The 22,359-nt window shown below is 53.1% G+C and carries 19 protein-coding genes and 2 tRNA genes; 15 read left to right on the top strand and 6 right to left on the bottom strand.

What is annotated here, in order from left to right; all coding sequences use genetic code 11:
- Positions 1-77: 77 nt before the first annotated feature.
- On the bottom strand, positions 78-911 hold the full coding sequence (gene murI / locus ACJJIF_RS05915) for a glutamate racemase (protein ID WP_444931314.1): 834 nt from the start codon (positions 909-911) through the stop codon (positions 78-80).
- 258 nt (positions 912-1,169) lie between these two features.
- On the opposite strand from murI, the gene ACJJIF_RS05910 reads away from it, so the two are divergent.
- The 4 genes from ACJJIF_RS05910 (at position 1,170) to ACJJIF_RS05895 (ending at position 4,664) form a co-directional block, all read left to right on the top strand.
- The gene (locus ACJJIF_RS05910) at positions 1,170-2,546 is read left to right on the top strand and encodes a DNA recombination protein RmuC (RefSeq protein WP_444931313.1); all 1,377 of its coding nucleotides are present in this window, start codon (positions 1,170-1,172) and stop codon (positions 2,544-2,546) included.
- Positions 2,547-2,552: 6 nt separating this feature from the next.
- Positions 2,553-3,485 carry an AEC family transporter gene (locus tag ACJJIF_RS05905; RefSeq protein WP_444931312.1) on the top strand — a complete coding sequence of 311 codons (933 nt, stop codon included), beginning with the start codon at positions 2,553-2,555 and terminating at the stop codon, positions 3,483-3,485.
- Complete coding sequence (locus tag ACJJIF_RS05900; protein WP_444931311.1) at positions 3,482-3,946, top strand: DUF2489 domain-containing protein; 465 nt, start codon at positions 3,482-3,484, stop codon at positions 3,944-3,946. Before ACJJIF_RS05905 ends, ACJJIF_RS05900 begins: the two co-directional genes overlap by 4 nt.
- Positions 3,947-4,049: 103 nt before the next feature.
- The gene (locus ACJJIF_RS05895; RefSeq protein WP_444931310.1) at positions 4,050-4,664 is read left to right on the top strand and encodes a DUF1287 domain-containing protein; all 615 of its coding nucleotides are present in this window, start codon (positions 4,050-4,052) and stop codon (positions 4,662-4,664) included.
- A gap of 348 nt (positions 4,665-5,012) precedes the next feature.
- On the opposite strand, the gene ACJJIF_RS05890 is transcribed toward ACJJIF_RS05895, so the two are convergent.
- The gene (locus ACJJIF_RS05890) at positions 5,013-5,876 is read right to left on the bottom strand and encodes a sulfotransferase domain-containing protein (protein WP_444931309.1); all 864 of its coding nucleotides are present in this window, start codon (positions 5,874-5,876) and stop codon (positions 5,013-5,015) included.
- 1,140 nt (positions 5,877-7,016) lie between these two features.
- A tRNA-Ser gene (locus ACJJIF_RS05885) sits at positions 7,017-7,104 on the bottom strand.
- A 2,323-nt stretch (positions 7,105-9,427) separates the two neighbouring features.
- Here ACJJIF_RS05885 and ACJJIF_RS05880 point away from each other — a divergent pair.
- Both ACJJIF_RS05880 and ACJJIF_RS05875 read left to right on the top strand, forming a co-directional pair.
- Positions 9,428-9,979 (top strand): hypothetical protein, encoded by a 552-nt coding sequence (locus ACJJIF_RS05880; RefSeq protein WP_444931308.1) that lies wholly within the window; start codon positions 9,428-9,430, stop codon positions 9,977-9,979.
- Between the two features lie 190 nt (positions 9,980-10,169).
- Positions 10,170-10,406, top strand: coding sequence for a hypothetical protein (locus ACJJIF_RS05875; protein ID WP_444931307.1), 237 nt, complete (start codon positions 10,170-10,172; stop codon positions 10,404-10,406).
- Here the strand turns inward: ACJJIF_RS05875 and ACJJIF_RS05870 are convergent.
- Together ACJJIF_RS05870 and rne are read right to left on the bottom strand one after the other, a co-directional pair.
- A tRNA-Ser gene (locus tag ACJJIF_RS05870) sits at positions 10,407-10,494 on the bottom strand.
- A 165-nt stretch (positions 10,495-10,659) separates the two neighbouring features.
- Positions 10,660-13,632, bottom strand: coding sequence for a ribonuclease E (rne, locus tag ACJJIF_RS05865; RefSeq protein WP_444931306.1), 2,973 nt, complete (start codon positions 13,630-13,632; stop codon positions 10,660-10,662).
- A 782-nt stretch (positions 13,633-14,414) separates the two neighbouring features.
- Between rne and rluC the strand changes: the two genes are divergently transcribed.
- Both rluC and ACJJIF_RS05855 read left to right on the top strand, forming a co-directional pair.
- Complete coding sequence (gene rluC / locus ACJJIF_RS05860) at positions 14,415-15,410, top strand: 23S rRNA pseudouridine(955/2504/2580) synthase RluC (protein ID WP_444931305.1); 996 nt, start codon at positions 14,415-14,417, stop codon at positions 15,408-15,410.
- Positions 15,411-15,424: 14 nt separating this feature from the next.
- Positions 15,425-16,066, top strand: a complete 642-nt coding sequence (locus ACJJIF_RS05855; protein ID WP_444931304.1) for an HAD-IA family hydrolase — start codon at positions 15,425-15,427, stop codon at positions 16,064-16,066.
- On the opposite strand, the gene ACJJIF_RS05850 is transcribed toward ACJJIF_RS05855, so the two are convergent.
- On the bottom strand, positions 16,063-16,659 hold the full coding sequence (locus ACJJIF_RS05850) for a Maf family protein (protein WP_444931303.1): 597 nt from the start codon (positions 16,657-16,659) through the stop codon (positions 16,063-16,065). The genes ACJJIF_RS05855 and ACJJIF_RS05850 overlap by 4 nt on opposite strands.
- 105 nt (positions 16,660-16,764) lie before the next feature.
- Here ACJJIF_RS05850 and ACJJIF_RS05845 point away from each other — a divergent pair, with 105 nt between their 5' ends.
- From ACJJIF_RS05845 to fabF, 7 genes are all read left to right on the top strand, one after another.
- Entirely contained in the window at positions 16,765-17,307 is a 543-nt protein-coding gene (locus tag ACJJIF_RS05845; RefSeq protein WP_444931302.1) for a YceD family protein, read from the top strand.
- Positions 17,308-17,380: 73 nt separating this feature from the next.
- Entirely contained in the window at positions 17,381-17,575 is a 195-nt protein-coding gene (gene rpmF / locus ACJJIF_RS05840) for a 50S ribosomal protein L32 (protein ID WP_108733564.1), read from the top strand.
- A gap of 3 nt (positions 17,576-17,578) precedes the next feature.
- On the top strand, positions 17,579-18,637 hold the full coding sequence (gene plsX / locus ACJJIF_RS05835; RefSeq protein WP_444931301.1) for a phosphate acyltransferase PlsX: 1,059 nt from the start codon (positions 17,579-17,581) through the stop codon (positions 18,635-18,637).
- Positions 18,638-18,687: 50 nt separating this feature from the next.
- Complete coding sequence (gene fabD / locus ACJJIF_RS05830) at positions 18,688-19,632, top strand: ACP S-malonyltransferase (protein ID WP_444931300.1); 945 nt, start codon at positions 18,688-18,690, stop codon at positions 19,630-19,632.
- Positions 19,633-19,673: 41 nt separating this feature from the next.
- Positions 19,674-20,429, top strand: coding sequence for a 3-oxoacyl-ACP reductase FabG (gene fabG / locus ACJJIF_RS05825; RefSeq protein ID WP_444931299.1), 756 nt, complete (start codon positions 19,674-19,676; stop codon positions 20,427-20,429).
- 225 nt (positions 20,430-20,654) lie between these two features.
- Positions 20,655-20,891 carry an acyl carrier protein gene (gene acpP, locus ACJJIF_RS05820; RefSeq protein ID WP_152453358.1) on the top strand — a complete coding sequence of 79 codons (237 nt, stop codon included), beginning with the start codon at positions 20,655-20,657 and terminating at the stop codon, positions 20,889-20,891.
- A gap of 189 nt (positions 20,892-21,080) precedes the next feature.
- Entirely contained in the window at positions 21,081-22,322 is a 1,242-nt protein-coding gene (fabF, locus tag ACJJIF_RS05815; RefSeq protein WP_444931298.1) for a beta-ketoacyl-ACP synthase II, read from the top strand.
- Positions 22,323-22,359 lie beyond the last annotated feature (37 nt).

Raw genomic sequence — 22,359 nt, 5'->3', positions numbered from 1 at the left:
CCGGTTAGGGCCTGTTATTCCGAGAACGGTCGCGGTTTGTGACGGGACTGTCAACCTTAGTGCGCAGTTCTTATCATTTAGCAGCGGGATATCGGGGGTTCGGCAATGGGGGAGAACTCGCGAAATGCCTGTTCGAGCTTGCCGGTTTGATCAGCCGTGCTGGTGATTAGGCGGCCGGTGCCGGGGGTGTCCGGTAGCATCAGCTTTAGTTCTTCCAGCCACCAGCGCACCCGCCGGGCGATGGCTTCGCCGGAATCGAGCCACTGGATCGGACGCGGGGCGAACTGGCCGAGTTCTTCGCGCAGCAGGGGAAAGTGAGTGCAGGCCAATACGGCAATATCCACTTGGTCACCACCGGCGGTGTGAAAGACGCGGTGCAAGACCGGCTCTAAATCCTCTGCGCTGATAGCTTCGCCGCGCAGTTTGTTCTCTGCCAGGTGTACCAGCTCCGGCGCGGGCACATTGATCACCCGATTGCCGTTGGCAAATTGCTCGATCAGCTCGCGGGTGTAGCGGCGGTTGACGGTGCCCTCGGTGGCAATCAAGGCAATGGTGCGGGAGCGGCTGGCGGCAGCGGCGGGCTTAACGGCGGGCACCACCCCGACTACGGGTTTCTGGAGGGATTCGCGCAGCTGGGGCAGGGCCAGGGTGCTGGCGGTATTGCAACCCACGACTAAAATATCTGCCGCGCAGCGCTCCATCATGGTCTGGGCCTGCTGGACAATTCGGGGGCGCAGCTCCTCTTCGCTCTTGTTGCCGTAGGGGTAAAAGCCGTTGTCCACGCCCAGGTGCAAAGTCAGGCCCGGTATCAGTTGGCGGATCTCCCGCGCAATGCTGATGGCGCCCACACCGGAGTCAAAGATCAGGGCGCTGGGGGCGGGGCTATCTGAATGGGGGCTGTGTTTGTGCATGCGTTCTGGAATATCAACATCGAAACCAATCCTTCAAGAATACCTAAAACCCGGTAAAAATTCCCGCTGGGTCTCCTGTGCATTGGGCTCTGCCCCCGATACTCGAACCGCTGCTTGCGCTGGCGCGGGGTACTTTCCCGGGGGCAAGCTGCTAGAATGGCACTTTTGCCTGGGTGACTTCCCGGGCAGGTCAGTGGCTGAGGCCCCTGGCAGAATCCTGATTTATCCATCTCTTTCCGGGTCTGGGAGTACCACTCTATGTCAGCGTTCCCGCTGCAATTAAATGCCGATCATGCGGTGATGGTGGCTGTTGCCATCTTATTTCTGGTGGGCTTGGTGTTTTGGCTGGCGCGGGCGAGTAGTCGCCGCGCCCTGTTGCAGAGTGAGGCTGCGCTACAAGTGGCCCAGGCGCGTATCGATAGTAGCCGCGAGCGGGAGTCTCAGCTTGGCCTCGAAGTGGAGTCCCTGCGCACCGAGCTGGCGGACAAGCTGCAACAGCTGACCCGCAGCCAAGTTCTGGTGGAAAAAGGGGAGGCGGCCCTGGCGGAGCAGCGCAAGCTGATGGAGCAAATGCGCATTGCTATGGGGGAGCAGTTCGAAAACCTGGCCAACCGGATTTTTGAAGAGAAGCAGCAGAGTTTTGTTCGCCGCAGTGAGGACAGCCTGCGCAAGAGCCTCGATCCGCTGGAGCGCCAGCTGGGGGATTTCCGCAAGCGGGTTGAGCATGTCTACGATCGCGAGAATGCTGAGCGCAACAGTCTGCTCGGACAGATCAAGGCGCTGCGCGAACAGACCCAGCGCATCAGCGATGAGGCCCTGAACCTGACCTCGGCCCTAAAAGGGGACCGCAAGGTCCAGGGTAACTGGGGGGAGGTGGTGCTGGAGCGCCTGTTGGAGGAATCCGGCCTACAGAAGGGCCGCGAGTACGAAACCCAGGTGACCCTCACCAGTGATGGCCGCAGGCGTCAGCCGGACGTGGTTGTACGCCTGCCGGAAAACAAAGATCTGATTATCGACTCCAAGGTCTCCTTAGTGGATTACGAGCGCTACAGTTCGGCGGAGACCGACGAGGAGCGCGCTCAGGCCCTGAAGCAGCACGTGACCTCTCTGCGCGCGCATATTACCGGCCTCAACAAGAAAGCCTACGAGCAGCTGGAGGGGGTGCGCACCCTGGACTTCGTCTTTATTTTCGTACCCATTGAAGCTGCGTATATGTTGGCTATGCAGGCGGACCCGGATTTGTTCCGCTTTGCTTACGAGCGGCAAATTGTGTTGGTGAGCCCCACCAGCCTGATGGTGACTCTGCGCACGGTCGAGAATATCTGGCGCTACGAGAAGCAAAACAAGAATGCGGAAAAGATCGCCGACGAGGCCGGCAAGCTGCACGATCAGTTTTCTATGGTGCTGGAGTCGCTGGATCTTCTCGGTGACCGCCTGCGCCAGGCGGATGATGCCTACCAGCAAGCTTACAAGCGACTGGCGACAGGCCGAGGCAATGCAGTGAAACGCATCGATGGTCTGCGCAAGCTCGGGGCTAAAACTCGCAAGCAGATTTCTGCCCAGCTGCGCGAACAGGCTGAGGACTCTGGACAAAAGGCGCTGCCTCGGGGAGAGGGGGTCGCTGCGGAAAGCTAACTCCCTATGGAAAATATTGCCTTTGCCCTGCTGGTGACAGGCCCGATTTTTTTGATGATTGTTGGCGGCTACCTGTTATCCAGGCAGGGAGTCCTGCGAAAAGGCTTTTTCGACGATGCGATGGTGCTGGTTTTCAACGTAATGTTGCCGGCGCTGTTATTCGATAGCATTTACTCGTCGAGTGCCAATCCCACCCATGAGATCCCTCTGCTGACTGCGGGAATTCTGGGGACTTGTGTCATCATTCCCATTGCCTGGTTGATGGCCAGACCGATTGCGGTTAAAGATCGCAGTGCATTTATTCAGGGGGCTTTTCGCGGAAATGTTGCCATCGTGGGGCTCGCCTGGGTGGAGAAAGCCTTTGGCGCATCCGGGGTTTCTCACTCTGCGGTACTGGTCGCTGCGCTGACAATACAGTTCAATATTTTCGCGGTGATATTATTCGTTTTTTACAATGAAGAGAAAAAGTTCGGGCCGCGCTTGCTCCTTACTGAGCTGACAAAGAACCCATTGCTTATCGGGGTTTTCCTGGCAATATTGTGCCGTGTGCTGGACTTCAAAGTCCCGCAAGTGGTGTTGGATACGGTTAAAATTCTTGGCTCTGCCAGTTTGCCGTTGGGATTGATTTGTATCGGTGCCAGCATGAGGTTGGGCCAGCTATTGCGCAGCTCGCCAACAGCGCTGACATCTTCGGCGTTGAAGTTGATTGGGGTGCCGATACTCTCTGTGTTGATAGGCTGGGCTATGGGAATGAGCCCGACCTACTTGGGCTATCTGATGCTGATCACCGGCTCACCCTGTGCCATATCGGCCTTTGTAATGGCCCATACCATGGGTGGCAATAGCCAGTTGGCGGCCAATATTATTGGCCTCAGTACAGTGCTCTCTGTTATTTCGGCCAGCATCGGGCTGGCGTTACTTAAGGTGTATATTAAATGACTGTGTTTCCTACTTGGCTGCTGGTGATTGCGGCTTTGGTTATCTTCTCTCTGGCGATTGTGGCTGGTTATTATCTGCGCAAATTATCCGTCGCACAGAAAGAGCAGGCCACACAGCTAGCCGAGCTGGAGCAAGCCGCAGAGGATCAGCGCCAAAGGGTCAACGACAGTATTCAGATTATCGCCCGTACACTGCTGGATGATGGGGTGGGGCTCACCGAGGCGTCGATTCGTATTCGTGTTCTTCTGGATTCGCTTCAGGTTGAAGACAAAGTGCGTGAAGAGTTTGTGGCTTTTTACACTATCGCAGAGAAAACCAGCCATATCCCTATTCTGAAAGACTGGAAAAAGTTGCCGCGCAAAGAGCAGTTCAAGTATGAGCGGGAGATGGCGCAGGTAGAGGCGGACTATAAAGATTTTGCAATAGATGCGGCCAAGCGCATTTTGGGGCGTTCGTTTTAGTCTTGAATGGAACCGCCCTCTGTTTGGGGGTGGCGTTGTGAATCAGCGGGCAGGTGACTGCCTGTTGATTGAAGAAACTTAATAAGGTCCTACCAGAAGTGGTATGAAAAGATTAATTGGAAGTTTTCTTTTTATTGTTGTGGTGGCAGCTCTCTCCCTTTATTGGATGACCTACAAAGGTGAGCGAAATTTTAAGGAGCACGGTGGGTTACCTGATGTAAATCAGGTTGTTCGAAATGCCCGCTCCCTTTCATATACACCCTATGATCCATTGATGGGGATGTATAATAATATTGGGGGGAAGCTCGGATTTATTGTATGCAGCGATGTGCCTAATATTGCATATGGTATGGCTGGGTACTCATTTGAGGTGGTGATGAGGGAGAGCTTCAGTAAGAATGCTGCTTTCTATGATTCTCGTAATGGAAACAACCCTGCCAATCCATTTTTTCACCGGCGGGCGCGAAATTTATACTCTTATTTTCAATCCATCCAATCTCTGAAGCCTGCTTCCTATAAGCCAAGGCTGGGAGATCTTGTGTTTTATAGAAAGTCCGAAAATGGATATATTGCTCATGTGGCCTTGGTCACGGAGGTGGATGGTAACGGCTATAAAATTATGGAATCAGCCCCCAAAACTGTGCTTGCGCAAGAGGTGGATATGACTTCCCCTATCAATAGAGGTTGGATATTGGCCGGGTTTGGTAAGATGTATTGAGGGGGGCGTAGGGTGCCCACGTTCTGTATTGTGATTTCTTGAAGGGGCTATATTCCTGCGAAGCGGTGCCTTGATTGGGGGCTACTCCGAAATTTAGGGGGTACGGAATTACTTGGTGGCTTCCTAGGGTTGGCAGTAAGGCGCAAGCGGGGTTTTATATTGGTGGCGGATGGTAAGCGCTAACTATGATTGGCGCAAACTCTTCTGAATAAGGATTTCTCACTGAACCTTTGTCTGCGGTAATGCTATATACTTATAAGGTTTGAGTTGCACGATGGCGATTGGAGTAATGAATTTGTGGGAATTTTACCATGCCATCCGCTATACGGGTGGCATGGTGATTAAATTTTATGCATAGTTCCATCCGGACCATTGATCTTTAACTCCAAATCTGTACTGGCAAAAATCATAGGTTTCTCGGTAGTGTTGGAAAATGCGTTCAGCTAAATCCCGGTTTAGCTCCTGAAGAGAGTCACTTTTTTTGGATACATTAACTCTCTGTTTTGTGTCGGCTTCAAATTCATTTAGCGCTAAGAATTTCTTTATTCTGGCAATGGTATTTTCTTCGAAAAGCTCTTCGTAAAGTGAGTAAAAAATATTTTCTGGTTGAAAGATAAGCTCTAGATTTTGGATTGTTGTTTCATACCTAGTGCGCATTTCTGTAGTTCTGAGTCCAAACTCTGCTTCTAGTTGTTTTTGTTCATCTGGTAGATGGGCAGATGGGTCTGCTATCAGCTTCTTTCTTCGTTTCATTCTAACCATTGACCAGCATCGCTCTATAGGGTCCCTCATTATAAATATGACCTTAACGTTAAATCCTCGCTCCTCAAGATTTAACTTGATATCGTTTAGTGCTGTCGGGGGGAGGGCTGAGTAGCTTGGAGTGATATCTCCAACAGTAGTAACTTCTGGACCTCCTTTGTGCCACAAGTAGTCAAAGTAATCGTAGTAATTTTGAGTGTCCATGTAGAAGCTGAGGTATTTCAGGAGTCGGCCTTTTTCGGGGGATGCTTCTTGGGTAATTGGGGCGGCCTCTAGATCCTTAAATTTTTGGGTTAAAAAGTGTTTGCACTCTGGAATATGTAAGGCATCAAATACGTGATACTCCTTCTTGAACCCCGTATCAACATTTTTCGACTTATTCAGTTGGGAATGTAGCCATGAAGTACCGCCTTTTTGGCATCCAACCCCTAGGATAAAATTCTTTTCCACGCTTTGCCCTTGCTGTATTAGATGTACATCGATGGGTAATTATTATGCCGATTGCTATTCATAAGGCAAGAAGCAAAGCTGGCCTGGGTGTTGAGTTGTGCGGTATTTGGTACTGAATAGTGGGGTTGTGTGGGGGCTTGGCCTTAACCAGTGTTTATCTTCGCTGTATTCGCGATGGTAGACTTTGGTTGGGTTTTTCAGGCGTGCTTTGGCTTTAGGTTAATAGCTTTATTTTCGGTTTTCTTAGGCGAATGTAGTTGCGCGATGAAGTTTGGTAGACGTTTTTTCTGGCTACCTATAAAAAAGGGATGGGAACTGTTAGTCTCTGCGTCTTGTATTTAAATAAGGTTCGGCCTAAATCCGTTTGTCGAAAGTTGAAAGCTCGGTATATGACTGGATTTTTTATATTAATGATGGAGGAGTGGGTGTTTGAACTTGGGATTTGTTTGGGGCAATGATTTCCAAGGCTATTTCTTTTGGCTGCTCAGTCATCTGATCAAATTGAGTTGAGCCATGTAGTGATCTAATGCTTCTGGGCTCTTGGTTAAGACAGAAAAGCTGTCCGGCGAGATGAAATATGACAGTAAGGGGATGTTGGTATTTTAAATCAGAAACTATGAAAGGTGCCGTAGCTTTTGTGTCTGGAGAAAGGGCTCCTAAAAGTCAGTACTTTCTTTGCTAAAAGTATTAAATAAAATGCAAGCTTATTAAAGGGCGGTAAAGCAGTTTTCCGGCTGGATTACTCTGTCGGATAGTGCAAACAGATAAGAGTACTATTGCGTTTTGTGTCGGCTTGTTGGTTGGTATCTAGAGGTTCTCGCTAGCATTCAGAACTCTGTAGCATCTTTGTGGGTCTTGGTGAGTATAGTCTTAGGCGTATGGTCGTATTCCTTTACAAGAGTCGCAATGGAGTAGTTGTGGCCTTTAAGGGGCTCCATAGAACTCCTATTCCTGCGAAGTCACGTCTTGGCGGGAGGTATTCTGAAGGCCAGAGCCATCGCGGAGTTGTTCAGAGGCTCCTTAGTTAGGCGCGGAACTGTAAATATTTGTAGAGATTGGCTGCGCCTTGTGTGGAGCTCCAGTTTGGAGATCTTGCCCAAAAACAAAAAGCCCGGCATATAGCCGGGCTTTTTATTGATATGGCGGTGGGGCAGGGATTCGAACCCTGGGACCTGTTACAGTCAACGGTTTTCAAGACCGCCGCTTTCGACCACTCAGCCACCCCACCAAATTGAACGGTGCATTATCCATGGCTTTTCAGAATATACAAGTGCCATGTTGAATTTTTTAAGAAATTCAGCAGTTTAGGCGATTTATTGGACAGTTTTGGGGCTTGGCTTGAGAGTGGCCCTATCTATCTATCTATCTATCGGTCGGTGGATGCGGCCTCAAGCGATGCCGTATGTTGGCTCTCTAATATCAGTCGAGCCCAGGAGTTGCTCTATAAGGGTGATTGGGCCTGGCTTGTGTTTGTGTAGGAGAGTTTCCACTTACCCCCCCCCTCTCCGCTATGGGTTGTAATTAGGTAGGCTTCTTGTTCTGTGTAAAAATCTTTCATAGTTGTCACGGTAATGGCGTTCTGCAAAATGACTTATATGGGATACTAAGAATTTCCTTACCTTAAAGATCACCCTGTATGAGTCGCGGCCGATGTATTTCATATGAGCGCGCATGGCAAAAAAGATGGCGTCTAGAATGTGTGCGTCGACATCCGGAATCATTAAAAGAAAATCGTCCAGGTAAAGAGTCTTTTTTTGCGAATCGTAGGTTGCCATGACAAGCCCTATTAGGGTTTCCTTGTGCCAGATGGCGCATTCGAAGCGATCGGGTTCATATTTTTTCGCAAGGAGCCCCCTACGTGAAAACCATAGTGTGAAATAGGATGGAATGCGTCCGCATGGTTGGATGTCTGTTTTTAGGTGTTCGTAAACAGGGGTTTGGTCAAAAAGTGTCAACTTAATACTAGGTGGGAAGTTGGGACTTCTTTCCTTGGCAAATTGTACCCCTGTGGCGAGTGATAGAAGTCTGACCTTGTTATGGTCTCCCTCTGAGAGAGGGTGCGATTGATGTGATGATGGGTATCGTGGGGGTTCTGGGGGGGAATCATTCATGTGGAATCCTTTCCGTCTTTAAGGTGGGGCCAACGCTATAAGCCGGCCGACTCCTCTTAGCTAGATATAAGGCATCTATAGAGGTGATTGTTTTTTTAAGTTCCTGGAGTTGTTAAACCCTGTGTCCATAGGCTTTTATAGTGGCGGTCATCTTTAATGGGTTATATTAATGCAGCCACAGTTGGCGATGCACTTTCGAGATCGATTGGAGGAATATGCCAGCGATGGGGGATCTCCTATTTGGCGAGGTAAGAAGTTTAAGGTGCCCCCCCTTATGATGTGTAAATAGGTAAGAAGCCGGTTGCCAGGCTGTACTTTAATTCGTTATGTCTATAGTAGCTTTCTGCAAAATTAGCCGTAAGGTTTTTTAGTTCGGAATGAACAGAAAGGACTAGTGTAAAAGATCTGCGGTTATCGTGGTTAACGTACCTCATGTAGGCATGTATGGAATAAAAGAGAAAGCCAAAAATTCTAAGGTCTGATTTAGTTAAGACAAAATCCTCCAAGAGAAAAATCTTTTTGTCACGTTGGCAGGTCGCCATGAAAAGGCCTGTTACGGTTCCTGTCTCTTTATTCCTGATGGCGCATTCAAATCGGTCGGGTTCATGTTTTTCCGCAAAGCGCCATCTCCGTGAAAACCATCTTGCTATTTGGGGTGGAATATTTTTGGGTCCCAGTGAATAATTTCCGCGCGGAGGTTCGTGAATGAGCGTTGTCTGAAGAAGTATATATTCTATTTCAGGTGAGAGGTCGGGGTGATGTCTTTTGGCAAGTTGCATCCCTTTGCAGAGCGCTAGAAATCTGATCTCGTCATAGCTGCGACTTGAGAGAGGGGGCGGTGCTGTACGTGGGTATGGGTGTTTTGGGGGTTCTGGGAGGTTTGGGTTTGGAGGGTAAGACATTGCGTGGAATCCTTTCCATCTCTAGGGCTGGGTGGGAGTTACAAGTTAGCTGACCCCCCTTGACTAGGTCCAGTTAAAAATTGGAATCTAGTGGGCTGCATTAAGCTAAATATAGATATAAGGCATCTGTAGGTGGAGTGCTTTTTAAACTCCTGAGGCTTTTGAACCCTGTATTCATAGGTTTTTATCGAAAGCGCGGCGGAGATAGCTGGCTAATGTAGTATTCTCTGCTGTTGTACGTACTTTTTGATGGCATTGATTGGTGCATCTCCACAGCTTGCTGCAAGGCAGCTTGGACTTATAGCGCTGATTTCTGCTGGATACTTGTCGCTTCTTGCGGTGATTCTGGGGGCTGAATATCTAAGGATGATGTACTTCAGAGTTGAATGCAGGCTCTAAAGGTGGCCGGGTAGGAAAACTAATCGTTACAGAATTAACCGCGTGGACCAATAGGTTCTAATTTTTAACTGGACTTGATCAGGGGGGGAGTGCTAGCTTGCAGGCTCACCCCCGACCTTGGCGATGGAAAGGATTCCTTATGAGCTACAACAACCAACAACACCCCAAAATGTGTCTACGGCTCTCAAAGAACCCGGAGGGTGATAATAGCGAGAATAGGCAAAAATCATTCCAGTATGGTCTGGATCGTGCCAGGAAAATAAACTTAGCTTTCCCGCCCAACCTCGATTTTGATGATTTTTGGGAGGGGCATTTTGATAACCCCGCGTATAAAAATTTTTCAGGCGAAACTAAAAAGATATTTTTAGGTGGGCTGAATCGATTAAAAGGGAACCACAGGCGATTTGAATGTGCCTCCTGGGAGGGGGACGTTGTGACAAGTCTCGCCTTGGGGGCTTACAAGCAAGGGGAAAGCAACCTTGTCTTGCAATATTTCGCTATACATAAGGCTCTTGATGCGAATACTTTGGACGCCCTCTTTTTTGCCATACATGCCTACATGATATATACCGCTGGCAGGTCATCAAAGCTGCTCTTTATGAATAATCCTGATCTATCAAGCTCTGAAACTCGGAGGGCAGAGCAATACTATGAATTATACCGGCCACGCTACGAGCTGATAACTGGGTAGTTATAATCTTGATGTTGAATTCGCTGAAAAATTATCGATAGCCCAGCGGTTGTGGAAAAGTCACCCTGTCCAACGCCTTTGCCTGGTATTTGGTATTCATCGCAGTAGCTATCGGGCTTGGCGTAACAGGCATACAGATTCAGGGCTATTTCTGCAGGGGCATGGGTTCCTGAAAGTCGGGGTGGGGCTGGTGGAGCTTATTCCCTGCTCGCCAGGCCAGGGCGATATGTTCACCGGTGAGACCATGCAGGCCATTGATCAGATCGGCCAGAAGTTACGCTCTGGCTTCTGTGTCAGCGTATGGGCTTTTTATAAGGTTAAGGGGTGGGTGATCGTAGGGTACGCATCGCCTGAAACGCTACGGAGTCATCCTGCAAAGGGTAGAAACAAAAAAGCCCTGAAAAATCAGGGCTTTCTGTATGAATAATGGCGGTGGGGCAGGGATTCGAACCCTGGGACCTGTTACAGTCAACGGTTTTCAAGACCGCCGCTTTCGACCACTCAGCCACCCCACCAAATTGTGCTGCGCATTATACATGGCTTCTCAGGATGTACAAGCGTCATTTTAAAAATTTTTTATATAGTTCAATAAGTTAGCTGGTTTATTGACCAGCCCAGAGCTTGCCGTCAGGTTGACAGCGCCGCCCCGGCATCGGCAGGGGCGGCGCTGTAGATATCGCTTAGCTCGCTTCTGCGGAGTTGCGATCGATATCTACACCGGCGTCAACGTCCACAGCCTTGCGGCTGATACGCGGGTCGTTGGCTGGGCGGGCGAGGGCGCGGGGGCTGTGTTCAATCGCTGCCGGCTGCGCGGTATCCAGCGGTTGTTGGGAGCCCACTGCGCGGCGCTCGGTAACGATGGAAAACTCACCCAGAGGTTTGGGGTTGATGCGCGGATCGTTAATTGCACGCCCCCGGTTGGGTGCAGTCGCTTCCTCTGAGGCTGCCTGCTCAGCGGCTACTGCGGCCTCTTGGACCTCCGGTTCGCTGGTGCCAGTCTGCTCCTGTAGTACCTCAACTGCGGCTTGAGCTTCTTCGAGTACGATCTCCTCGGCGATATCCGCCTTCGCCTCGGCAGGAGCGGTTTCGGCTTTGGGGGCCTTTGGCGCTTCAGCTGGAGCAGCTTCTTGCGTCGGAGCTTGTGCCGTTACTACTGCGGGCTCTGAGGCTGGTGTCGTTACTGTTTCGGCTTCTGCCGCTTTGGCTTTTGTGGGCTCGGCTACCGGCGGTTGCTTGGCAGTTGCCGGTTTGCTCGGTTGCTGGGGAGCAGGTTTGGCCGCTGCTTGCGCTTTTGGTCGCTCCTCAATGGCGGTCCGCACCGGAACGGTAACGGCCGGCTCGGCAGCTGCCGGTTTGGGGGCTCTCTGTGGTTTGGCTTCCGCCGCCTTGGGTTTGGCTTTGGGTTTTTCAGCAGGAGCTTCGGCGCGAGCCTCTTTGACCACTTCCTTGGTTTTGCGAGCCTCACTTTCCGCTTCATTGATAGCTTCGTGAACTTCGCGATTCAGCTCTTCCTGGTTGTGAGCTACCGCTGCTGCTGCGGTGTTTTCACTGCGGCGACCTCCGCGACGGCGCGCCTGCGGGCGGCCGCGCACATTGCTCGGGCGGCGGGCAGGGCGCTGCTGCTCGGTCATCTCACCGGTCTGCTCGTCAGTATCAATCGGGCTCTGGGTTTCAACGGCTTGGGTGCGGTTGTCGTCTTTGCGGCGGTTGTCGTTGCGACGACGACGGCGGCGGCGCTGGCCTTCACCCTGGCGCTCGGCGGCGTTGTCGTGCTCATCCAGCTTGGCGCTGCGCTTCTCTTCGCGTTGATCGTCGCGCTTGCTGTCGTCGCGGCGATCATCCTTGCGGCGAGTCGGGCGGCCGTTGCGGTTATTGCGATTTCCGCGCTGATTGCGGTTGCGATTGCGTTGCTGGTAGTCCTTGCCGCGCCCTTTGGACTTTTGATGCTTCTTCGGCTCTTCCTCTTCGCGGCTGAAGAGTGAGGCGATGGCGCTGATCAGTCGGCTGAATAATCCAGGCTCTTCTTTTTTCTCTGGGGTGGGAGCTGGGGCCGTGTGGGCAATCTGTTGCACGGCGGCTTGTTGCACTGGCGCTGGGCGCTGGGGTTTTTCCTCTTTCTTGGTCACGGCTTCTTCGGCAGTGCCAGAAATCTTGTAGGAGGTTTCCAGGGTGGCGGTGTCGTCGTCGCGTAGGCGCTGAACCTCAAAGTGCGGAGTTTCCATTTCGGCACTGGGTACAACCACTACACGAGTGGAGTTGCGGGATTCGATCTGGGAGATCGTTTTGCGCTTTTCGTTCAGCAGGTAGGTTGCGACATTCACCGGGGTGATCGCGCGTATCTCGGCGCTGCGCTCTTTCTTCGCCTCCTCTTCTACCAGGCGGAGAATGGAGAGGGCGAGAGATTTTGTGCCGCGAATGGTGCCCTGGCCGCTACAGCGCGGGCAGACGCGGAAGGTGGTTTCACCCAGAGAGGGGCGCAGGCGCTGGCGGGACATCTCCAGTAGGCCGAAGCGGGAGATGCGGCCAACCTGAACGCGGGCGCGGTCCATGCTGAGGGCCTTCTCCATGCGCTTTTCGACTTCACGCTGGTTGGACTTGTTCTGCATGTCGATAAAGTCGATCACGACCAGGCCGCCCATATCGCGCAGGCGCAGCTGGCGGGCGATTTCATCGGCGGCTTCCAGGTTGATATTGCGCGCGGTCTCTTCGATATCGCCGCCCTTGGTTGCGCGGGAGGAGTTGATGTCGATAGATACCAGGGCCTCGGTCACATCGATAACGATGGAGCCGCCAGATGGCAGTTTTACTTCGCGCTCAAATGCTGTCTCAATTTGGCTTTCGATCTGGTAGCGATTGAATAGCGGGATGGCGTCTTCGTAGTACTTCACCTTGTTGGTGTAGTGAGGCATTACCTGCTCGGCAAAGCCCTTGGCAAGATCGAAGGCGCCTTTGTCGTCGACAATAACTTCGCCGATATCATCGCGCATGTAGTCGCGAATTGCGCGGATAATGACGTCGCTTTCCTGGAAGAGGAATTTGGGTGCGTTGTAGTTTTCTGCGGCTCCGTTGATGGAGTTCCACAGCTTGAGCAGGTAGTCGAGATCCCACTGTAACTCTTCTCCGCTGCGGCCAACGCCGGCGGTGCGCACAATGATACCCATACCTGAGGGTACTTCTACGCTCGCCAGTGCGTCGCGCAGTTCGGAGCGCTCATCGCCTTCGATGCGGCGAGAGATGCCGCCGGCGCGGGGGTTGTTGGGCATCAATACCAGGTAGCGACCGGCGAGACTGACAAAGGTGGTAAGGGCGGCGCCTTTGTTGCCGCGCTCTTCTTTGTCTACCTGGACAATAACTTCCATACCCTCTTTGACAACATCTTTGATTTTGATGCGGCCTTCGATGTCTTTGGGCTGCTTGAGGAAGTACTCGCGAGAGATTTCTTTCAGGGGGAGGAACCCGTGGCGCTCTTCGCCGTAGTCGACGAATGCGGCCTCGAGGGAGGGTTCTACGCGGGTAATTTTACCTTTGTAGATGTTCGCTTTTTTCTGTTGGCGGGTTCGGTTTTCAATATCCAAGTCATAGAGCCACTGGCCGTCGACCAGGGCAACACGCAACTCTTCAGGTTGGGTTGCGTTGATTAGCATTCTTTTCATGCGTGTCGTTTTCCTTGCGTTGCGCAAAGGCGTGACACCGCTACTCACAGGCTTGCTTGTCGGCTACCCGGTGGAGAGGACCACCGGGTAGGGCAGGGAGATAAGGCAAGTCAGCTCTACCGCGCCATGGATCTATGCGGCTTGTTGAGGCTGGTGTTCGCCAATTATTCGCTCTGCAAAAACTCCGGAGGCGCGTTGCTATCGCGCCATCCGTTGGTACCTTTAATACCTTTTGTTAGTACTGCCCTGTACCTGTGCCGCAGACTTCTGTGGCTGGGTTGGGCGCCGCCCCTCGGTTCGTTTCATACTGGGCGGCAAGGTTTGCGTCAATCGTCAAAGGTTTTGCAGTTCAGCTTTTGGCTGATACCCATTCTTCTTAATTTTTACCGGGCTTGCGGAAACTGTGCTGCCCTGGTTGCCAGTTCGGTTGCTGGCTCGTCGTATTCTGCAAAACCGGACGCAAGTTTGAGTCGTCCTTTCAAGCGCTGCGGGTCACGGCCCGTCTTACCTTCGCGATAATTACCCGCGTAACTGCGAGCTGTTGTTGCCGGTGAGCTCCCCTCAGGTTCTGGTAGTTGGGGGATGCCTCAACGGCTAAGTTTTATCAATGACGCGGCATCCCCGCGCACCGACCGAATGGCGATATTTTCTCCGAAGCCACGGCTGTCTCTTCATGTGGGAAGCCGCCAGTGACTGAAAATACGCCGAATTCAGGCCGGCCGAATATAGCACGGGCCGGGAGGTGCTTCAATTGTATCCCCGGCAGCGCTATGATGCGCGTCATGCGAAGTATACCCCCCCAAAAAAAGGCTCCGGCCGAGACCCCATCAAAAACCTCAACTCCATCTGGCGGCGTACAGTTTTTAACTGTGCCTGAAGAGCTGGCGGGACAGAGGATCGACAATTTCCTTCTGGCGCGCCTCAAGGGTGTGCCCCGTTCACGTATATACCGAATCCTGCGCAAGGGTGAGGTAAGGGTAAATAAAGGACGAATAAAGGCTGAATACAAGTTAAAGGCGGGCGATATGGTGCGCGTGCCGCCAATTCGTGTCGCCGAGCAGTCGGAGGCGCCTCTGGCTGGAGAATCTCTGCGCCAGTTGATTCAAGAGTCCATACTCTACGATAAGCATGGGCTGATGGTGATCAACAAGCCATCGGGCCTTGCGGTCCACGGCGGTAGCGGTGTCAGGCTGGGCCTGATCGAAGTTTTACGGCAGATGTTTCCGCAGAGCCCGTTTATCGAGCTGGTCCACCGCCTGGACCGGGATACCAGCGGTGCCATTATGGTGGCCCGCAAGCGCTCGGTGCTACAGCATGTGCAGTCGGAGTTGCGGGCCGGGCGCGTTGGCAAGTCCTATCGGGCGCTGGCGGTGGGTAAATGGCCGCGAGGCCGCCGGGTTATCGAGGCGCCCCTGCGTAAAAACACGCTGAAAAGCGGTGAGCGGATGGTGTCGGTGCACCCGGAGGGAAAACCTTCGGAGACCCGCTTCGGGCTGATCGAACGATTCCCTGCGGCGACCCTGCTGTCGGCGGAGCCGGTTACCGGGCGGACACATCAGATTCGTGTCCATGCACAATTTGTCGGTTGCCCTCTGGCGGGGGATAGTAAGTACACGCCGGATGAGGTTAATCGAGAGTTTCGCGAGCGGGGCCTTAAGCGCCTGTTTTTACACTCGGCGTCGGTGCGCTGTTCGTTGCCCGATGGCTCCAAGGTCGAGGTGGAGGCACCCCTGCCGGCAGAGCTGGATGCAGTGTTAAATCGATTGCGGCAAGAGTAGGGCGTTGTATCGTTATGTTGGTTGTCCTCGATTGGGATGGAACGGTTTGTAATTCTGAGGCGCGCATCGTCGAGTGTATGCTGCGCGCGGCGGAGCGAGCGGGGCTGCCGGTGCTGGCCCCTGAGGCGGTAAGCAATATTATCGGGCTCGGTCTGCCGGAGGCGATCTCTTCCCTTTTTCCAGAGGCTGCCAGCGATGAAAGGCTCGCCCTGCGCGAGTTCTACTTCGAGGAGTGGATGCTCGCCCGGGTTGACCCCCTTCCTTTATTTGAGGGGGTTTTGGACACCTTGGATCGGCTGTTGTGCGGCGGTCACCGGTTGGCGGTGGCTACTGGCAAGAGTCGGCGCGGTCTCAATCGGGAGCTTGAAGAGCACGGGCTCGGACATCTATTTGCGGCAAGCCGCTGCGCAGATGAAACCGCTTCCAAGCCGGACCCCTTAATGCTGAATGAATTGCTAGATGAAACCGGATGCACCCCGGAAGGGGCGGTTATGGTGGGGGATACCGTGTACGACCTGGAGATGGCGGCGGCCATAGGTATGCCCTCCATCGGTGTGAGTTACGGCGCCCACTGCCCGACCCGGTTAAGGGATTGCGGTCCCAGGGTTATTATTGATCGTTTTCCCGAGCTGCTCAGCTGGCCCCCGTTGCTCTAGGTGCTCTGCGGGCCCAGTGGGTCGATAGCGAAGTGATTTAGCATGGCCGTTAGGCGGATAAGCGGCAGTCCAACCAGGGTGTTGATGTCCTTCCCTTCCAGTTTCTCAAACAGGGCGATACCCAGCCCCTCCACCTTGAATGAGCCGGCGCAATCGTAGGGTTGCTCCAGCTCGACATAGCGCTCGATTTGCGCGTTACTCAGTTGGCGAAAGTAGACGGTAAAAGTTTCGACACAGCTCAGCTGTTCCCCGCTGGCGCTGTTTAGCAGGCTCAGGCCGGTGTGGAAGACCACTTTTTCACCGTTGCAGGCTAGCAGCTGCTTGATGGCGCGCTCTCTGTTTTCAGGTTTGCCGAGAATTTGTCCCCCGCAGGAGGCGACCTGGTCTGAGCCGATAATAAGCGCCTCGGGGTGTCTGTCGCGCAGGGCGCGGGCCTTCTCGCTAGCGAGGCGCTGGGCGAGTGCGTGCGCATCCTCTCCTGCGAGCGGTGTTTCATCTATATGGGGTGAATCCTGCTGAAAGGGGATGCCTAACTGCTGTAGTAGTGATCTGCGGTAAGGTGAGCTGGAGGCTAGTATCAGAGGGAGGGGCATTCTGGTGAATTTTCCGCTGGTCGAGTGGATGTTTATGACCGGGTGATACTGCAATGTCTGATTTGTTTTGACAAGGGTGGGGCGAGTCCATAGAATTGCGCGCTTATGTCGATAGCCCCCTCTAAATCAGTATTACCAAAGAGCATTGATGCTCGGAAATTGGTGCAGCGAGAGCAGTTGCTCGATGGCGTTTTGCCGTTGGAGTCCCTGCCTCGGGTCAGTAGTGCAGTTGAGTCTGTCCACGGACAGATTTCTGCTGAGTTGCAGTTCGAGCGAGACTTGCAAGGTCACCAAACCGTGAGCGGCAAAGTCCAGCTTGCGGTTGATCTTTTGTGTCAGCGCTGTCTTGCGCCGGTCCACGAGCAGATCGAGGCTCGGTTTAGCTGGGGTATCGTATGGACTGAGGAGCAGGGTAAGGCCCTGCCCAAAGATCTGGACCCGGTGATCCAGGACGGCGATGAGCTGGACTTGCACCAGATCCTTGAAGATGAAATTTTGCTCAATTTGCCAATGGTGGCCTATCACCAAGAAGAATGTGTCTCCAAGGAGAGCTTTCATTTTGGTGGTGAAGTTGCCGAGGCGGATGAGCAACAGGCAAACCCCTTTAAAGTGCTGGAGCAGTTGAAGGGTTCGTCGGGTAAACCTTAGGTTTTCCGATGAGTTTGGGCTCGCCGGTAGGCGCCCCGGTTCCAGTGAAATTTGTTTATTTTAGGAGCTAGCAATGGCTGTTCAACAAAACAAGAAGACTCGTTCCCGTCGCGGTATGCGCCGTTCCCACGATGCGCTGGGCGCAGGTGCTACCCTTTCCGTCGATCCGACTACCGGTGAAAAGCACCGTCGTCATCACGTGACCAAAGACGGTTTCTACCGTGGTCGCAAAGTGATCGAAGTTAGCGGCGGCTCTGAAGAAGAGTAAGCTTTGTCCAGCCAATTGCGATTGGCCGTGGATGCAATGGGCGGGGACTTAGGTCCCCGCTCTGTCGTTCCGGCCTGTATTAGATTCCTTCAACACTTCCCCAAGGCGCAGCTAAAGCTATTTGGCCCGCGTGCAGAACTTCAGGCTTTGGTTCAGCAAGAGCTGCAGCTTCACCGTCGCCGCATTACCCGCCGTCTCGAAATCGTCCACTGCGAGCAAATCATCACGCAAGAGTGCAATCCGTTGCAGGCGGTTCGCCACAAGCGCGATTCAACCATGGCTATGGCCTTGAAGAGCGTTGCCTCAGGAGAGGCGCAGGCTGCGGTCACTTCCGGTAATACCGGTGCCCTGCTGGCGCTGAGCCGCAGTATCCTCGGCAATATTCAAGGTGTTAGGAAGCCGGCGCTCGGTAAGTCTGTACCTTCGGGGATGGGCTCCTGTTACCTGTTGGATCTCGGAGCCAATGTGGATTGCAGTGCTGAGGATTTGCTTCAGTTTGCCCGTATGGGTATCGAGGCTCAGCGCATTCACACCGCGCGCAAGAGCGTAAAGGATATCAGGGTGGCACTGCTCAATATCGGAGCGGAGGCGCACAAGGGCAGCGCGGAAATTCGCCGGGCGGCAGAGCTGCTCCATGCGGACCCCGGGGTCAATTATGTCGGCTTTGTTGAGGGTCATGATATTTTTGCCGGTTCGGTAGATGTGGTTGTTTGCGATGGCCTGATGGGCAATGTCGCAATGAAATCTGCCGAGGGTGTCATTAGACTAATGGGTCAAAAAGCGTTCACAATCGAGAAAAGAGGGTGTTTTAAGCGTTTTTTTGGCCAATTGGCCATAAAGCTGTTGCGAAAATGGCGTACACAGGTGGAACCTGCTCGCTATAATGGCGCCAGCTTTGTAGGGGTAAAGGGCAACGTGATCAAGAGTCACGGCGGTGCCAGCAGCGAAGCTTTTTATCGGGCGATGGTTACGGCGAAGGAGTGTGCCGACGCTGACCTGGCCGCCAGGGTTGATGCCGCTATGGCGCAATCCGGCGAAAGGCGCTCCATGGATGAAGGGTAAGAAGTCGTATCCCTTACTGAAATCAGCCACATTTAGGTTAAGGACATCTTATGACCAATGCTGCACTTGCATTTGTCTTTCCGGGGCAGGGTTCCCAGAAGATAGGTATGCTTTCTGAGATTGCCCAAGAGGCGCCTGAGATTCAGGCGACCTTTGCCGAGGCTTCAGATGTGCTCGGTTATGACCTCTGGGACCTGTGCCAGAATGGCGAGCAGGAGGCGATTAACCTCACCCAGCGCACCCAACCCCTCTTACTGACTTCCAGTGTTGCCCTCTATCGCTTGTGGCGCGCTCGCGGCGGTGTCCAGCCGGCATTTATGGCGGGCCACAGCCTGGGCGAGTGGTCTGCGCTGGTGTGTTCGGGAGTGCTTGGGTTTAAAGATGCCGTTCACCTGGTTTGCGAGCGCGGTCGCCTGATGCAAGAGGCGGTCCCCGCAGGGGAGGGCGCTATGGCGGCGATCATCGGTCTCGAGGATAAAGCTGTCGAAGAGGTCTGCTCCGCTTCTGCCGAGAGTGAAGTGGTTGCCGCAGTGAACTATAACTCTCCCGGCCAGATTGTTATCGCCGGCAGCAGTGCGGCAGTGCAGCGCGCTATTGAGGCTTGTAAGGCTGCCGGTGCCAAGAGGGCTATGCCTCTTCCGGTGAGTGCGCCATTTCACACCGAGCTGATGCGCCCGGCAGCGGAAAAGTTAACCTCTCAAGTTGAGGCGACAAAATTTAACGCGCCAGAAATTCCTGTCGTACACAATGTCCACGCCGAGCTTGAGGCGGCGCCGGAAAAAATTAAATCGCTGATGATTGAGCAGATTTACAGCCCGGTGCGCTGGACAGCCTGTGCGCAAAAAATTATCGCCTCTGGCGTAGAGCAGATGGTCGAGTGTGGTCCGGGTAAAGTTTTATCCGGTCTGATCAAGCGTGTCGATCGAAGCGTTTCCAGCCATGCAATCGACAGTCCCAGTAACTTTAATGAAGCCCTGCGAGCTACAGCGGTTTAAGCCGCTCGAAGCAGTTCAGAATCGAAAAAGGATAAGTGAGAATGACCTTACAGATTTCCCTTCAGGGTAAAGTGGCCTTGGTGACTGGCGCCAGTCGCGGTATTGGTGCGGCAATTGCGGATATGTTGGGCGGTATGGGTGCTACAGTGGTTGGCACTGCCACCAGTGAGTCCGGCGCTGAAAAAATTAGTGCTCGCTTTGCTGAGGCGGGTATTTCTGGTGCGGGAAAAGTGCTGGATGTAACCGATGGCGAAAGTATTTCTGAGTTTCACGCCGCCGTTAAAAATGAGTTTGGTGCTCCCACCATCCTGGTCAATAATGCGGGCATCACCAAGGATAACTTGTTGATGCGCATGAAGGACGATGAGTGGGAGTCAGTTGTCAACACCAATTTGACAGCGGTCTATCGCATGAGTAAGGCTTGCCTGCGCGATATGACCAAGGCGCGATGGGGGCGGATTATTAATATCAGCTCCGTCGTCGGCAGTATGGGTAATGCCGGTCAGAGCAATTATGCGGCGACCAAAGCGGGAGTGGCAGGCTTTGCCCGCTCTCTGGCTTCAGAGGTGGGTTCCCGTGGAATCACCGTAAATACTGTAGCTCCCGGTTTTATTGATACTGATATGACAAAAGTCTTGCCCGAGGCGCAACGTGAGCTGCTTCTGGGCAAGATTCCTCTCGCTAGACTCGGTAAGCCCGAAGAGATCGCCTCGGTGGTTTCCTTCCTGGCCAGCGATGCGGGGGGCTATGTCACCGGTGAGACAATCCATGTCAACGGCGGTATGTACATGGCGTAGTTTGTGTTTCAGAATGTCTCTTTAACCTATTGATTTTAGAGATATTTTTGTGTTGGCTGCGGGTGTTCAGAGGCCGCACATTACATCCCGAAAAACTTGGGGTACAATGGCCTCTGAATTATCCAAAAGCTGTGAGAGCCGGTCGTTATCACCAACAATATTGGATACGGTGAAAGACAATAGCGACTAAAACAGATTTTTACCCACTAGGAGTTAAATTGAATCATGAGCAGCATTGAAGAGCGCGTTAAAAAGATCGTTGCTGAACAACTGGGCGTTAAGGAAGAAGACGTTAAGCCTGAAGCCTCTTTTGTTGAAGATCTGGGCGCTGACTCACTCGACACAGTTGAGCTGGTAATGGCTTTGGAAGAGGAATTCGAAACCGAAATCCCCGATGAAGAAGCCGAGAAAATCACTACTGTTCAGCTGGCAATCGACTACATCAAGGACAACCTTGGTTAATTCCTGCTGGGTAGTTTAGGCTCGGCAGCTCAATATGCTGTACTAGCCAAGCGATTCTGAAAGCCGTTCTATGTTTCATAGTGCGGCTTTCTTTTTGTTGGAGCTGTGAAATCGTGACTGCTGGCCGGGTTTTGTTCTTTTAGCTGCATTGGCGCTGGGCGGTAGTAAAAAATTTTAGGGGGAAGTGTAGTGTCACAAAGGAGAGTTGTTGTAACCGGAATGGGGGCTGTTAGCCCGCTGGGTAACACCCTAGAAGATACATGGTCCGGGGTTTTACAGGGGGCAAATGGCGCTGCTCCGATCGATACATTTGATGTCTCATCTTTTTCGACCCGCTTTGCCGCTACTGTAAAAGATTTTGATCCCACACCATATATGCCCGCAAAAGACGCGCGCAAGATGGATACTTTTTTGCAGTACGGGCTGGTTGCCGGTATTCAGGCCATGCAAGATAGCGGCCTGGAAGTTACCGAAGCGCTCGGACCGCGCGTGGGCACCTGCATCGGTTCCGGTATGGGGGGTATTCAGGCCATTGAAGACAATTCATTGCTAATTGCGGAAAAGGGCCCTCGCCGCGTATCTCCTTTCTTTGTACCTGGTGCCATTATCAATATGGTGGCGGGTAACCTGTCGATTAAATACGGCCTCAAAGGCCCCAATCTTGCAGTGACAACAGCCTGTACTACGGGAACCCACGCAATTGGCCTCGGTGTCCGTGCGATTCAGCACGGTGATGCGGATGTGATGGTCTGTGGTGGTGCAGAGATGGTTACCACCCCGGTGGGGCTCGGCGGCTTCTGTGCGGCCAGGGCGCTGTCGACTCGCAACGACGATCCGCAATCTGCCAGTCGCCCCTGGGATAAAGACCGCGATGGTTTTGTATTGGGCGAGGGGGCAGCGGTACTCGTTTTAGAAGAGTACGAAAGTGCCAAGGCGCGGGGCGCGAAGATTTACGCGGAAGTTGCCGGCTTTGGTATGAGTGGCGATGCCTACCATATGACCTCCCCACCGGAAGATGGCGCTGGCGCTGCACTGTCTATGGCGAATGCCCTGAGAGATTCCGGTATGAGCCCCAGTGATATTCAGTATGTCAACGCCCACGGCACCTCGACAGTGTTGGGGGATAAGGCTGAGGTCCTGGCGGTGCAGAAAGTATTTGGTGCCGCAGTGGATTCACTGGCGGTGAGCTCTACCAAGTCCATGACGGGCCACCTGCTGGGCGCTGCCGGAGCCATTGAGGCGGTGTTCTCGGTGCTGTCGCTGCGCGATCAGGTTGCCCCTCCTACAATCAATCTCTTCTCTCCGGATGAGGTCTGCGCCGGTATCAATCTGGTACCCCATGAGGCGCAATCAATGGCGATCAATGCGGTCCTCTCCAACTCCTTTGGTTTCGGTGGCACCAACGGGTCACTGATATTCAAGCGAGTCTAATTTCTGCGCCCACCTTGTGGTGGGCACACCTGCCTTG

This window comes from Microbulbifer regidiadema (SeqCode) (assembly GCF_052467605.1).
This window is presented reverse-complemented; position numbering and strand designations above follow the sequence as displayed.

What these genes read in the sequence shown, in the direction of transcription:
- ACJJIF_RS05895 (WP_444931310.1), top strand. Translation starts at nt 4,050, where the DNA reads ATGAAAAGATTAATTGGAAGTTTTCTTTTTATTGTTGTGGTGGCAGCT.
- fabG (WP_444931299.1), top strand. Translation starts at nt 19,674, where the DNA reads ATGACCTTACAGATTTCCCTTCAGGGTAAAGTGGCCTTGGTGACTGGC.
- ACJJIF_RS05905 (WP_444931312.1), top strand. Translation starts at nt 2,553, where the DNA reads ATGGAAAATATTGCCTTTGCCCTGCTGGTGACAGGCCCGATTTTTTTG.
- rluC (WP_444931305.1), top strand. Translation starts at nt 14,415, where the DNA reads ATGCGAAGTATACCCCCCCAAAAAAAGGCTCCGGCCGAGACCCCATCA.
- ACJJIF_RS05910 (WP_444931313.1), top strand. Translation starts at nt 1,170, where the DNA reads ATGTCAGCGTTCCCGCTGCAATTAAATGCCGATCATGCGGTGATGGTG.
- murI (WP_444931314.1), bottom strand. Translation starts at nt 911, where the DNA reads ATGCACAAACACAGCCCCCATTCAGATAGCCCCGCCCCCAGCGCCCTG.
- ACJJIF_RS05900 (WP_444931311.1), top strand. Translation starts at nt 3,482, where the DNA reads ATGACTGTGTTTCCTACTTGGCTGCTGGTGATTGCGGCTTTGGTTATC.
- ACJJIF_RS05845 (WP_444931302.1), top strand. Translation starts at nt 16,765, where the DNA reads ATGTCGATAGCCCCCTCTAAATCAGTATTACCAAAGAGCATTGATGCT.
- ACJJIF_RS05855 (WP_444931304.1), top strand. Translation starts at nt 15,425, where the DNA reads ATGTTGGTTGTCCTCGATTGGGATGGAACGGTTTGTAATTCTGAGGCG.
- rne (WP_444931306.1), bottom strand. Translation starts at nt 13,632, where the DNA reads ATGAAAAGAATGCTAATCAACGCAACCCAACCTGAAGAGTTGCGTGTT.
- rpmF (WP_108733564.1), top strand. Translation starts at nt 17,381, where the DNA reads ATGGCTGTTCAACAAAACAAGAAGACTCGTTCCCGTCGCGGTATGCGC.
- ACJJIF_RS05850 (WP_444931303.1), bottom strand. Translation starts at nt 16,659, where the DNA reads ATGCCCCTCCCTCTGATACTAGCCTCCAGCTCACCTTACCGCAGATCA.
- ACJJIF_RS05880 (WP_444931308.1), top strand. Translation starts at nt 9,428, where the DNA reads ATGAGCTACAACAACCAACAACACCCCAAAATGTGTCTACGGCTCTCA.
- fabD (WP_444931300.1), top strand. Translation starts at nt 18,688, where the DNA reads ATGACCAATGCTGCACTTGCATTTGTCTTTCCGGGGCAGGGTTCCCAG.
- acpP (WP_152453358.1), top strand. Translation starts at nt 20,655, where the DNA reads ATGAGCAGCATTGAAGAGCGCGTTAAAAAGATCGTTGCTGAACAACTG.